The following is a 12,673-nucleotide window of genomic DNA, read 5'->3' as shown; positions in this document are numbered from 1 at the left end:
AATATGAAAACATTAAAAAATTGGCAGTTTAGCAAGCACGAAAATAATCGCATTGATATCCAATGTGAACGTGATATTGGATTGCATATTTTTGTATTAGAAAAAGATATTTTCCGTATAGCCTTTACCCGTAACAATGAATTTAGGGTTCCTGCAACTTGGGCGGTTAGTCCTAATACAGATGATGTGCAATGGGAAGGTAGAGATAAGTGGTCTGTAGAAGGTTTTTCATTACCTGATTATGAGGTGAATGAATCTGCAAATTCTTTAGAAATTTCGACCGCTTGTTTAAAAGTCATTGTACATCAGCCACTTTATTTGGAATGGCAGCGTAAAGTTGATGGAGAGTGGAAAACCTTTGCATCAGATCGTAAAACAGGGGCTTATTTATTCGGTATTTCTAATACTAACGTTACTCACTATCTAAATCGTAGCATGAATGAGCAATATTATGGTTTGGGAGAAAAAACAGGGAATTTAAACCGACACGGTCGTCGTTTTGAGATGCGTAATATTGATGCTATGGGCTATAACGCGGAGCATATGGATCCACTTTATAAACATATTCCGTTTTATATTACTCACGCTGAAGAAGCAAGCTACGGTATTTATTACGACAACTTAGCTCCTTGTTGGTTTGTGTTAGGTAGTGAAATTGATAACTACCACGCTTATTATCGCAATTACAAAGCCGAAGATGGTGATCTAGATTACTATATGATTTTAGGTCCGCAAATTTTAGATGTAACCAAGAAATATACTCAATTAACAGGTGGTACTATTTTTGGACCTCGTTGGAGCCTAGGCTATAGTGGCTCAACAATGAGTTATACCGATGCACCTGATGCTCAAGAACAGCTGAAAAAATTTGTTGATTTATGTCGTGAGCATAATATCCCGTGTGATTCATTCCAATTATCATCAGGCTATACTTCGATTAGCGGTAAACGCTATGTGTTTAACTGGAATTATGACAAAGTTCCACAACCGAAATTAATGAGTAAATACTTTTTGGATGCAGGAATGAATTTGGCCGCAAATATTAAGCCTTGTTTATTGCAAGATCACCCTCGCTATAATGAGATTGCAGAAAAAGGATTATTCATTAAGGATTCAGAGTCAGATAATCCAGAGCGTTCAATGTTTTGGGACGATGAGGGATCACACTTAGATTTTACCAATCCGGCAACAGTAGATTGGTGGAAATCTAATGTGAAAACCCTATTAATGGAAATGGGGATTGGTTCAACTTGGAATGACAATAATGAGTATGAAGTTTGGGACGATTATGCTAAGTGCCATTTCTTTGGTAAGGGGCTACCGATTAAACTTATTCGACCACTTCAGCCATTGTTGATGATGAAATCGTCCTTTGAGGCTCAAAAAGAGTTTGCGCCGAATCTTCGACCTTATTTGATCTCTCGTTCTGGTTCATCAGGTATGAACCGTTATGTCCAAACTTGGTCTGGTGATAACCGTACTAGTTGGCATACATTGAAATATAATATCAAAATGGGCTTAGGTATGAGCTTATCTGCTCTATATAATGTTGGGCACGATGTTGGTGGTTTCTCTGGTAATAAGCCAGAGCCAGAGCTGTTTGTGCGTTGGGTTCAAAATGGGGTAATGCACCCTCGTTTTACTATCCATTCTTGGAATGATGATAAAACAGTTAATGAGCCTTGGATGTATCCTGAAGTAACTAATATTATCCGTGATGCAATTCAGTTACGTTACCGCTTAATGCCATATATCTATAATTTACTATGGCAAGCACATACACAAGCAGAGCCAATGTTACGTCCGACATTCTTAGATCATGAGCACGATACAAAGACATTTGCTGAAAACGATGATTATCTGTTTGGTAAGGATTTGTTGATTGCATCAATAGTAGAAGAAGGGCAACGTAAACGAGATGTTTACTTACCTTGTAATTATACAGGTTGGTATGATTTTTATACACATCAATGGTATTATGGTGGAGAAACAATTACGGTTGATGCACCTATAGAGCGTATTCCATTATTCCTAAGAGCTGGTTCTATTATTCCTCTTGGTTCAAAAGGACGCTCTAACACATTGATAGATAATTACCGTGAATTATTAATTATGCCGTTTATTGATCAAGGTAAAGCAATATCATCTATTTTTGATGATGATGGAGCAAGTTTTGATTATTTAAATGGTACACATTTAACCTTAGACATTGAGTTAAATTGCTCAAATACAGCAGTTGAAGTCAATTTAACTAAAACAGGTGAATATGAGCCACAATATAAAGAACTTGTCTTTAGATTGCCTCACCCTGAGAAACGTCAATTAATTGTAAATGGCAAACCTGTTGAAAATGGCTATAAGTTATCCATTTCAGAAATTTAATTTAGATTAGAGGCATTATTAGAAACATTATGGCACCTGAAGATTTACGTTCTTATAAAAAAATAGGGCAAGAGCTAAAAGCAGAATTACTGAGTGGAGCTTATAAAGTAGGCGACAAATTACCAGCAGAACGTGATTTATCAAACTACTTCAATGTAAGTCGCACAGTGATTCGTGAGGCGCTTATTATGCTTGAGCTTGAAAATTTAGTAGAAGTTCGTAAAGGTTCGGGTGTTTATGTGATCAATTTACCAAAGGTAAATGTTGAAGAAACGGATGATTTACCCGATGTTGGACCATTTGAATTGTTACAAGCAAGGCAATTATTGGAAAGCAGTATTGCTGAATTTGCAGCAATTCAAGCAACCAGAGCAGATGTTTTACAACTCAAAGACATCTTAGAGCGTGAACGTAAAAACCTAGAGCATGGTGATGAAGACTATGTTGCAGATGAAGATTTTCACAAAACGATTGCAGAAATTACGCAAAATGAGGTGATTATTCGTATGCAGAAAGATCTTTGGGAGTATAGGACAAATAGCCCCATGTGGAAAGGATTACACGCTCATATTCCTGATCAAAGTTACCGCTATTTATGGTTGAAAGATCACGAAAATATTATTGCAGCTATACAGAGAAAAGATCCTGTGATGGCGAGAAAAATGATGTGGCAACATTTAGAAAATGTAAAACAAAAACTATTTGAGTTATCGGATTTAGACGATCCAAACTTTGATGGTTACTTGTTTAATGTTAGTCCGTTAGCTGTTAATTTTTAATATAACTATAACCAGGAGTTTACTATGGAACAAGCATGGCGTTGGTATGGACCAAACGATCCAGTCTCTTTAGACGATATAAGACAAGCAGGGGCAACAGGTATTGTAACTGCATTGCACCATATTCCCAATGGGCAGGTGTGGTCTATTGAGGAAATTAATAAACGTAAAGCTCAATTAGAAGAAAAAGGGCTAGTTTGGTCTGTTGTTGAGAGCGTGCCAGTTCACGAAGAAATTAAAACCCAAACTGGTAATTTTCAACAATGGATTGATAACTATAAGCAAACATTACGTAATTTGGCGGAATGTGGTATTGATACCGTTTGTTATAATTTTATGCCAGTTTTAGATTGGACCCGAACCGACCTTGAATATGAAATGCCAGACGGCTCAAAAGCTCTGCGTTTTGATCAAGTTGCTTTTGCGGCATTTGAACTCTATATTTTAAAACGCCCAGGGGCGGAAGAAACCTATTCAGAAGCAGAGAGAGTAGAAGCCAAGACTTATTTTGAAAAAATGAGCGAAGCGGATATAGCAAAATTAACTAAGAATATTATTGCTGGATTACCAGGCTCTGAAGAAGGCTATACCTTAGAAGAGTTCCAAGCTCAGCTTGATCGCTATAAAAATATTTCGGCTGAGAAATTCCGTGCCCATTTAGCTTATTTCTTAAATGAAATTGTGCCTGTTGCTCAGGAAGTAGGGATCCGTATGGCAATTCATCCAGATGATCCTCCTCGCCCAATTTTAGGGTTGCCGCGTATTGTCTCTACTATTGAGGATATGCAATGGTTTGTTGAAACTCAATCGCTTACTGCGAACGGCTTTACTTTCTGTACTGGCTCGTATGGTGTGTTAGCCGATAATGATTTGGTTAAAATGGCAGAAAAGTTTGCGGATCGTATTTATTTCGTGCATTTACGAGCGACTCAACGTGAAAAGAATATACAAAGCTTCCACGAAGCGGATCATCTGGCGGGCGATGTAGATATGTTTGGTGTAGTAAAGGCAATTTTAACAGAAGAAAGTCGTCGTAAAGCAAAGGGAGATAACCGTTTAATTCCAATGCGTCCTGATCATGGTCATCAAATGTTGGATGATCTCAAGAAAAAAACCAATCCAGGGTATTCTGCAATTGGCCGTTTGAGAGGTTTGGCGGAAATTCGAGGTTTAGAATTTGCATTAAAAAGGGTCTATTTTAATGACTAAATTGTTTTAACTGAACGGTTCTCTTTAAATAGGAGAACCGTTTTTTTGTTTTCATGAGAATATGTTAGAGACATTGCCACTACTCTAGTAATTTTCACCGCAATATTAAAAATTTTTCAACAGGATAATTGAGCTTTTTTAGGCATAGTAAGTTTGAAGAGTTGGTGATATATGCAAGCGGCTATTTTTGTAAGATTTTTTGCAAAAATAGCCGCTTGTTGTCTTATAGCTGCCCAATTTATGTTAAAATCCCACGTTTTTATGATGAGAGAGAAAAATAGAGTGGAACAAAATTTAGTCGAATTTTTAACAAAAACGTTAGATGATTTAAAGGCAAAGGATATTTTAGCCATTGATGTGAAAGGTAAATCAAGCATTACGGATACGATGATTTTAGCAACTGGGACATCAAGTCGCCATGTGGCTTCAACGGCGGATCGTTTGGTGAGTGAAGCAAAGCAAGCGGGAATTGAGGTTTTTGGTGATGAGGGTAAAGCGGTTGCAGATTGGATTGTGGTAGATTTCGGGCAGGCGATTGTTCACTTGTTGCAAGAAGATAGCCGTGAGATGTATCAATTAGAGAAACTTTGGGCGTAAATTGTGTTTTGAGTAGGATTGCAAGCGGTTATTTTTGTAAGATTTTTTGCAAATTATTCTGTAAATTCAACCGCTTGTGAGTATCAAGAAAATGAAAATTCAATTAATTGCAGTTGGCACAAAAATGCCAGTTTGGGTGACAATGGGGTTTGAAGAATATCAACGTCGCTTCCCGAAAGAGATGCCGTTTGAGTTGATAGAAATTCCAGCCGGAAAACGAGGTAAGAATGCCGATACTAAACGCATTCTAGAGCTTGAGGGGAGGGCGATGTTAGCGGCTGCGGGTAAGGCAAAAATCGTTACGCTTGATATTCCAGGTAAGACGTGGACGACAGAGCAGTTAGCCTCTCAGTTAGATGGTTGGAAAAATGACGGGCGAGATATTGCTTTGTTAATTGGTGGACCTGAAGGGTTGTCGCCTGAATGTAAGGCGGCTGCAGAGCAAAGTTGGTCGTTATCGCCTTTAACATTACCGCATCCATTGGTGCGTGTGGTGGTTGCGGAGAGTTTATATCGTGCGTGGTCAGTCACTATTAATCACCCTTATCATCGAGAATAGTGATTAAATTTATATGTTTGGTAAATTAGCAAAATTCATTTCATCAAATCAGCGAGAAAAGGTGCGAGACGGGCAGGCGGAAAGTAATTTGTATGCTCGCCGTTCCTTTATTGCATTTGTGGGGGTGCTTGCCTTAACGGGGGTATTGTTAGCTAATTTGTATCATTTACAAGTGGTTAATTATGATGACTACCAAACCCGCTCAAATGGTAATCGTATTAAATTGTTGCCTGTTCCACCTGCTCGAGGGTTAATTTACGATCGTAATGGTAAAGTGTTAGCAGAGAACTTAACTTATTTTGGGTTGTTTATTGTGCCAGAAAAAACGGAGAATATTAAACAAACATTAGAGGAGTTAAGAGAAGTTGTTGGGCTAACAGATGAAGATATTGAGAACTATAATAAAGAGAAAAAACGGACTTCTCGCTATACGCCGATTATGCTTAAGGGCAACTTAAATGAAACTCAAATGGCACGTTTTGCGGTGAACCAGCATCGTTTTCCAAGTTTGGATGTGCAGGCATATTACAAACGTAATTATCCTTATGGTGAATTATTAACCCATATTATCGGTTATGTCGCGAAAATTAACGAAAGGGATAAAAAAAAGCTGCAGGAAGAGGGGAAGTTCGGTAATTATGCTGGTTCTCACGATATGGGAAAATTGGGTATCGAGAAATACTATGAAGACCAATTACACGGCGTGACAGGCTTTGAGGAAGTAGAAATTAATAATCGTGGCAAGGTTATTCGCAAGTTGCGAGATCAGGCTGGTGTAGCAGGTAGTAGCATTCGCTTAAGTATTGATGTGGAATTGCAACAATATGTAATGTCGTTAATTTCAAATTATAAAGGGGCGGTCGTGGTGCTGGATCCTCGTGATAGTAGTATTTTAGCGATGGTCTCTAACCCAAGCTATGATAATAATCTGTTTGTAGGCGGCATTTCAGGTAAGGATTATAAAGCGTTGCTTGATGATCCTGAACGCCCACTTTACAGTCGTGCTACTCAAGGCGCTTATCCCCCCGCCTCTACTATCAAGCCGTTTATGGCTGTAGCGGGTTTAGATGAGGGGATAGTTACGCCCAATACCACTATTTCTGATCCAGGTTATTGGATTTTGCCAGGCACAACGCAACGCTATCGTGACTGGAAGCGAAGTGGGCACGGTGCGACTAATGTGAATAAGGCGATTACTGAATCCTCAGATACTTTTTTCTATCAATTAGCCTATAAAATGGGGATTGATAAAATGTCGGATTGGATGAAAAAATTTGGTTTTGGCGTGAAAACAGGCATTGATATTTTTGAGGAGTCCGCAGGGGTAATGCCAACCCGTGAATGGAAGCAAAAACGCTATAAAAAACAATGGGTGCAAGGAGATACAATTCCAGTTGGCATCGGGCAAGGTTATTGGATTTCTACACCGCTTCAGTTAGCAAAGGCAGCGGCTATTTTAATTAATAACGGACGAGTGAATACACCGCATTTAATGCTTGAAGTGCAAAGTAGTAATTCAGTCACGCCATATCAAGATCCGCTTCTTTATGAAGATATTAAAGGCGTGCCAGAATCGTTTTGGCATTTAGCAAAACTCGGTATGTATAATGTAAACCACGCTTCAAACGGTACTGCTCGTAAAGTATTTGCTGGAGCGTTATATCATTCAGCAGGAAAAACAGGAACGGCGCAGGTTTTTAATTTACACGGTAAAAACTACGATAAGAATGCGATAAAAAAAGAGTTGCACGACCACGCGTGGTATATCGGTTATGCTCCTTATGAAAAGCCGACAATCGTCGTTGCGTTGATTCTAGAAAATGCAGGCGGAGGTGGAAGTGCCGCCGCACCAGTGGCTCGTCAAATTATGGATTATGTGTTGAAAAAGATTGAGCACTCAGATTTGCAAAATGCTGAACAAAATCGACCGCTTGTAATAGAAGGGAATTATGAATAGTAGGTTTAAGAAAATTTTTTGGAAGCTATTTTCGCTCGATCTCCTTCTATTAATCGGTTTGCTAGCGATTACTGGATATGGTTTATTAGTACTTTATAGTGCAAGCGGTGCGAATGAGCGAATGTTTACCAATCGAGTGGTACAGGTCTCACTTGGTCTTGGTTTGATGTTTATTATGGCGATGATTCCGCCTCATTTTTATCAGAAAATATCGCCGTATGTGTATGTGTTTTGCTTAATATTATTGATTTTAGTGGATTTAATTGGGGAAACCAGTAAAGGTGCCCAGCGTTGGTTGAATTTAGGGTTTGTCCGTTTTCAACCCTCTGAAATTGCGAAACTTGCTGTGCCGTTGATGGTGGCAACTTATTTGGGTAAGCGACCGCTCCCTCCAAGTTTTAAAGATACTTTTATCGCACTAGCCTTGATTGTTTTGCCAACCTTATTGGTTGCGATTCAGCCCGACTTAGGTACATCAATTTTAGTGTGTTCTGCAGGGATTTTTGTGCTCTTTTTAGCAGGGCTTAGCTGGAAACTAATTGGAACCGGTGTGGTATGTTTAGCGGGTTTTATTCCAGTTATGTGGTGTTTTTTAATGCACGATTATCAAAAAACACGGGTAATGACGTTAATTGATCCAGATAAAGATCCTCTTGGTGCAGGTTATCATATTATCCAATCTAAAATTGCGATAGGTTCTGGAGGAATTAATGGAAAAGGTTGGATGGAGGGTACTCAATCACAACTGGAGTTTTTGCCTGAGCCACATACGGATTTTATTTTTGCTGTTTTAAGTGAAGAACATGGTATGATAGGCGTTTCAGTTTTGCTGGCTATCTATTTGTTTATTATCGCCAGAGGTTTAGTAATTGGCTCTAAATCGGATTCTGCCTTTGGGCGTATATTATCGGGTGGTACGGCATTATTGTTCTTTGTTTACGTTTTTGTAAATATTGGTATGGTAAGTGGTATTTTACCTGTAGTTGGGATACCATTGCCACTGTTTAGCTATGGGGGAACCTCTTATGTTACTCTTATGGCTGCGTTTGGTTTGATAATGTCCACTTATGTACATCGTAAGCGTATTGGTAGTAACAATCCTTACGATAAACTGAAATAAATCGGGTATCAACGTTCTGAACTTTTGCTTTTTTGCGGTATCAAAAAGCAGTAAAACTATCATTGTTACAAACAATAGCGACATCCACATAGAGGAAAAAACTTATATGAGATTAGGTAAAATTGTAACCCTGTTGTTAGCTGGATTTATGGCATTTGGTTCATTAAATTCTTGGGCTGCAACAAAGCATTCAAAAGCTAATTCAAGTATTTCAATAAAAAAGCAAATAGCGTCTAAATCAACAAAAAAGAAGGCAAAAGTTGCCAAAAAAGTAACGGCTAAAACCGTGAAAAAAAAGACGGCGATGATTAACAAAAAATCGTCAAAAAAACAGCATAAACAGCTTATCCGTAAACATTTTCAAACGGGGGTAGCGAGCTATTATGCTAATAAATTTAATGGTCGTCGCACAGCAAGTGGTGAAACTTTTAGTAATGCGAAAATGACTGCTGCACACAAAACGTTGCCATTTGGCACGTTGGTTGAAGTAACCAATTTACGCAATGGGCGTTCTGTTGTGGTGCGAGTAAATGACAGAGGTCCTTACGCTCATACTAGAGTAGTGGATTTATCTTCTGCAGCAGCGAAAAAAATTGGTATGCACCGTTCAGGTATAGCAAAAGTAAAAATTGCGATTTTACATAAAAATACTCGCTCAGCTAATGCGTATTATGTAATGAATTAATATTAAGAGGAACTGAAATAAATTTATGAAAAAAATATTAGTGAAAGCAATCAGCGTTGTAGCACTTACAGTATCAAGTATTGCCTATGCTGATTTAAATACCGATTTTAATTTGCCAGCCCCACAAATTAATGCACAAACTTATATTTTGATGGATTATAATTCCAGAGAAGTATTAGCGAGTTTGAACCCAGACCAACGCCAATACCCTGCATCATTAACAAAAATGATGACAAGCTACGTAGTGGGTGAAGCACTAAAAGCAGGCAGGGTAAGTAGTAGTGATATGGTTACTGTAAGTGAAAATGCTTGGGCACAGAAATTCCCTGGTTCTTCACTTATGTTTTTAGATTTAAACAGTAAAGTATCTGTTGCAAATCTAATGAAGGGGCTGATTATTGTATCTGGTAATGATGCCTCTGTTGCCCTAGCGGAACACGTTTCAGGTTCGCAGGCTGCTTTCATTAATGAAATGAATAAATATGCACAGCAATTTGGTTTGAAGAACACCCACTTTACTACCGTTCACGGTTTAGATGATGCTGAGCAATATTCTTCAGCGCGTGATATGGCGATTATTGGTGCTCAGATTATTCAAGATCACCCTGAAGAATATAAAATTTATGCAGAAAAAGAGTTCCAGTACAATATTAAAAAGCCACAACTTAATCGCAACGGTTTATTGTGGGATAAAACCTTGCAAGTCGATGGCTTAAAAACAGGTCATACAGATAAAGCCGGTTATAACTTAGTCGCCTCTGCGGTGAATCCAAATACTCGTTTGATTTCGGTGGTAATGGGTGTTCCAACGTACAAAGGACGTGAAGTTGAAAGTAAAAAATTACTCCAATGGGGCTTTGCAAACTTTGAAACGATTAAATCACTGCCTGCGGCACAATCTGTGGCGGAGCAAAGTGTTTATTATGGCGAAGTGAACAAAGTACAATTAGGTGCTCTGCAAGATAGTTTTGTGACAATTCCAAAAGGCAGAGCCGCAGACTTAAAAGCTCGCTATGAGTTAGAGAAGAAAAATCTAGAAGCCCCTTTAGTAAAAGGACAAGTCGTGGGTAAAATGATTTACCAGTTAGATGGCAAAGATGTGGCGAGTACTAACTTACAAGTTCTACAAGATGTACCAGAAGCGGGCATTTTAGGTAAAGCATGGGATTGGATTGCCTTAACCGTTAAGAGCCTTTTTGACTAATCTTGTCATCTAGAATTTTATCCCCATTTAAGGTGGAGTTGATCAAGCGGTGTGATTTTGCAAAAAATTTGCAAAATTTCACCGCTTACCGTTTAAAATAAGGATTAAAAATGTCTCAATCAAAAGCAATTAATTTACAAGATTTACCACAAGCTAAATTAAAAGATTTATTAGCATTTCCATGCAGCTTTACCTTCAAAGTGGTAGGTGCAAACCGTGCAGATTTAGTTGATGATGTGGTTGAGGTTACGCAAAAATATGCCAAAGGCGACTACAATCCTCGTGAGCAAAAAAGCTCAAAAGGCACTTATAATTCCGTTTCCATTGATATTTTGGCTGAGAATATCGAACAAGTTGAAACACTCTACACAGAACTTGCCAAAATTAACGGCGTGAGAATGGTTCTTTAAGCAGTAAGGGCGAATTTTATTCGCCCTCAATTTTTCAATCAGTGAATATGTATTGGAAAACAGAAATGAAATTGATTATTCGCCAACTTGGCATTCAGCCTTACGAAGACGTTTGGCATCAAATGCAAGCTTTCACGGATATGCGTGATGAGAAGACAGATGATGAACTATGGCTAGTTCAGCATTCTGCTGTGTTTACGCAAGGTTCTGCCGGCAAACCTGAGCATCTGCTCAATCCGAATCATATCCCCGTGGTACAAAGCGACCGTGGCGGACAAATTACTTATCATGGTGAAGGTCAGCAGATTATGTATGTGCTGATCGACATCAAACGCCTCAAAGCTCAAGGCAAAGAAGTGTCGGTACGAGAATTAGTCACTGCCTTGGAGCAATGCGTGGTGAACACATTGGCGGATTATGGTATTGAGGGCTACCCCAAGGCGGATGCACCAGGGGTTTATGTAAATGAGAAGAAAATTTGCTCACTTGGTTTACGCATTCGCAAAGGCTGCTCTTTCCACGGTTTAGCGTTGAATATTAATATGGATTTAACACCATTTGGCTACATCAATCCGTGTGGCTATATAGGGCTTGAAATGTGCCAGTTAAGCGAGTTAATCAATCAAAATGGTTTAACTTGTGAAGCGGTCTCTCCCAAATTAGTCGAGCATTTCAGTGCAATTTTGGGCTATAATGACATACAATTTATTAACAACTAGGATATAAAATTTTAATGGTTACGGCTACAGCTCAAGTTACGGCAAAAAAAATGAGCCCTTTTAAAATGGAAAAAGGGGTGAAATATCGTGATGCCGCTAAAACCTCCGTTATTCAAGTCAGAAATATTGATCCAGACCAAGAATTACTGAAAAAACCAGAATGGATGAAAATTAAACTGCCAGCAAATTCAGCAAAAATTGATAGCATTAAAAATGGGATGCGTCGCCATGGCTTGCATTCCGTGTGCGAAGAAGCGTCTTGCCCGAACTTGCACGAATGTTTTAACCACGGTACGGCAACTTTTATGATTATGGGCGCAATTTGTACCCGCCGTTGCCCATTCTGTGATGTGGCACACGGCAAACCGTTACCTCTCGATCCTGATGAACCACGCAAAGTGGCCGAAACAGTGCAGGATATGAAACTCAAATATGTAGTTATTACCTCTGTCGATCGTGATGATTTGCCTGATCGTGGTGCAGCTCATTTTTCGGCAACGGTGCGTGAAATCAAAGCGTTAAATCCAAACTGCAAAGTGGAAATTTTAGTGCCAGACTTCCGTGGTCGTGTTGAACAAGCGGTCGAAATTCTGAAACAAAATCCACCTGATGTGTTCAACCACAACTTGGAAAATGTGCCACGCTTATATCGTGAAGTTCGCCCGGGTGCGGATTATAAATGGTCGTTAGAGTTGCTTAAAATCTTCAAGCAAGAGTTCCCAGATATTCCAACCAAATCAGGCTTAATGGTAGGACTTGGCGAAACTAATGAAGAAATTTTGGAAGTAATGCAAGATTTACGAGCCCACGGTGTAACAATGCTTACCATCGGGCAGTATTTACAACCAAGCCGCCACCACTTAAAAGTGGAACGTTATGTGCCACCGGCGGAGTTTGATATGTTCCGTGAGGAGGCAGAAAAAATGGGCTTTGAGCACGCAGCTTGTGGACCATTTGTTCGCTCTTCCTACCACGCTGATCTACAAGCGAAAGGGGAGTTGGTTAAATAAAACGATAAGGGCGAAGGATATTCGCCCTTATTTTTTCTAGCC

General features: G+C 39.1%; 12 protein-coding genes. All 12 read left to right on the top strand.

What is annotated here, in order from left to right; all coding sequences use genetic code 11:
* Window positions 1-3 precede the first annotated feature (3 nt).
* The gene (locus HV560_RS02025) at window positions 4-2,382 is read left to right on the top strand and encodes a glycoside hydrolase family 31 protein (protein WP_176812042.1); all 2,379 of its coding nucleotides are present in this window, start codon (window positions 4-6) and stop codon (window positions 2,380-2,382) included.
* Between the two features lie 29 nt (window positions 2,383-2,411).
* Window positions 2,412-3,161 (top strand): FCD domain-containing protein, encoded by a 750-nt coding sequence (locus HV560_RS02020; protein WP_176812041.1) that lies wholly within the window; start codon window positions 2,412-2,414, stop codon window positions 3,159-3,161.
* 24 nt (window positions 3,162-3,185) lie between these two features.
* On the top strand, window positions 3,186-4,370 hold the full coding sequence (uxuA, locus tag HV560_RS02015) for a mannonate dehydratase (protein WP_176812040.1): 1,185 nt from the start codon (window positions 3,186-3,188) through the stop codon (window positions 4,368-4,370).
* A gap of 264 nt (window positions 4,371-4,634) precedes the next feature.
* Window positions 4,635-4,967: a ribosome silencing factor gene (gene rsfS / locus HV560_RS02010; RefSeq protein WP_420371384.1), complete on the top strand. Its 333-nt coding sequence runs from the start codon at window positions 4,635-4,637 to the stop codon at window positions 4,965-4,967.
* Between the two features lie 91 nt (window positions 4,968-5,058).
* Window positions 5,059-5,526, top strand: coding sequence for a 23S rRNA (pseudouridine(1915)-N(3))-methyltransferase RlmH (rlmH, locus tag HV560_RS02005; RefSeq protein WP_159628767.1), 468 nt, complete (start codon window positions 5,059-5,061; stop codon window positions 5,524-5,526).
* A gap of 13 nt (window positions 5,527-5,539) precedes the next feature.
* Entirely contained in the window at window positions 5,540-7,483 is a 1,944-nt protein-coding gene (gene mrdA / locus HV560_RS02000; protein WP_159628766.1) for a penicillin-binding protein 2, read from the top strand.
* The gene (rodA, locus tag HV560_RS01995) at window positions 7,476-8,603 is read left to right on the top strand and encodes a rod shape-determining protein RodA (RefSeq protein ID WP_176807764.1); all 1,128 of its coding nucleotides are present in this window, start codon (window positions 7,476-7,478) and stop codon (window positions 8,601-8,603) included. Before mrdA ends, rodA begins: the two co-directional genes overlap by 8 nt.
* Window positions 8,604-8,709: 106 nt before the next feature.
* Window positions 8,710-9,288 carry a septal ring lytic transglycosylase RlpA family protein gene (locus tag HV560_RS01990; RefSeq protein ID WP_176807763.1) on the top strand — a complete coding sequence of 193 codons (579 nt, stop codon included), beginning with the start codon at window positions 8,710-8,712 and terminating at the stop codon, window positions 9,286-9,288.
* Window positions 9,289-9,313: 25 nt separating this feature from the next.
* The gene (locus HV560_RS01985) at window positions 9,314-10,492 is read left to right on the top strand and encodes a serine hydrolase (protein WP_176807762.1); all 1,179 of its coding nucleotides are present in this window, start codon (window positions 9,314-9,316) and stop codon (window positions 10,490-10,492) included.
* A 110-nt stretch (window positions 10,493-10,602) separates the two neighbouring features.
* Window positions 10,603-10,902, top strand: a complete 300-nt coding sequence (ybeD, locus tag HV560_RS01980) for a DUF493 family protein YbeD (RefSeq protein ID WP_159628762.1) — start codon at window positions 10,603-10,605, stop codon at window positions 10,900-10,902.
* 65 nt (window positions 10,903-10,967) lie between these two features.
* Window positions 10,968-11,621 (top strand): lipoyl(octanoyl) transferase LipB, encoded by a 654-nt coding sequence (gene lipB, locus HV560_RS01975; protein ID WP_176812817.1) that lies wholly within the window; start codon window positions 10,968-10,970, stop codon window positions 11,619-11,621.
* A 14-nt stretch (window positions 11,622-11,635) separates the two neighbouring features.
* Complete coding sequence (gene lipA, locus HV560_RS01970; RefSeq protein WP_176812038.1) at window positions 11,636-12,631, top strand: lipoyl synthase; 996 nt, start codon at window positions 11,636-11,638, stop codon at window positions 12,629-12,631.
* Window positions 12,632-12,673 lie beyond the last annotated feature (42 nt).

The organism is Mannheimia pernigra (genome assembly GCF_013377995.1).
Taxonomy (GTDB): Bacteria; Pseudomonadota; Gammaproteobacteria; order Enterobacterales; family Pasteurellaceae; genus Mannheimia; species Mannheimia pernigra.
The sequence above is the reverse complement of the archived record's forward strand: the minus strand, read 5'-3'. Positions and strand labels throughout refer to the sequence as shown.

Excerpts from the sequence above, each read along its gene's own strand:
- lipB (WP_176812817.1), top strand. The coding sequence starts at position 10,968 with ATGAAATTGATTATTCGCCAACTTGGCATTCAGCCTTACGAAGACGTT.
- HV560_RS02020 (WP_176812041.1), top strand. The coding sequence starts at position 2,412 with ATGGCACCTGAAGATTTACGTTCTTATAAAAAAATAGGGCAAGAGCTA.
- HV560_RS01985 (WP_176807762.1), top strand. The coding sequence starts at position 9,314 with ATGAAAAAAATATTAGTGAAAGCAATCAGCGTTGTAGCACTTACAGTA.
- rlmH (WP_159628767.1), top strand. The coding sequence starts at position 5,059 with ATGAAAATTCAATTAATTGCAGTTGGCACAAAAATGCCAGTTTGGGTG.
- lipA (WP_176812038.1), top strand. The coding sequence starts at position 11,636 with ATGGTTACGGCTACAGCTCAAGTTACGGCAAAAAAAATGAGCCCTTTT.
- uxuA (WP_176812040.1), top strand. The coding sequence starts at position 3,186 with ATGGAACAAGCATGGCGTTGGTATGGACCAAACGATCCAGTCTCTTTA.
- rodA (WP_176807764.1), top strand. The coding sequence starts at position 7,476 with ATGAATAGTAGGTTTAAGAAAATTTTTTGGAAGCTATTTTCGCTCGAT.
- mrdA (WP_159628766.1), top strand. The coding sequence starts at position 5,540 with ATGTTTGGTAAATTAGCAAAATTCATTTCATCAAATCAGCGAGAAAAG.
- rsfS (WP_420371384.1), top strand. The coding sequence starts at position 4,635 with ATGAGAGAGAAAAATAGAGTGGAACAAAATTTAGTCGAATTTTTAACA.
- HV560_RS02025 (WP_176812042.1), top strand. The coding sequence starts at position 4 with ATGAAAACATTAAAAAATTGGCAGTTTAGCAAGCACGAAAATAATCGC.
- HV560_RS01990 (WP_176807763.1), top strand. The coding sequence starts at position 8,710 with ATGAGATTAGGTAAAATTGTAACCCTGTTGTTAGCTGGATTTATGGCA.
- ybeD (WP_159628762.1), top strand. The coding sequence starts at position 10,603 with ATGTCTCAATCAAAAGCAATTAATTTACAAGATTTACCACAAGCTAAA.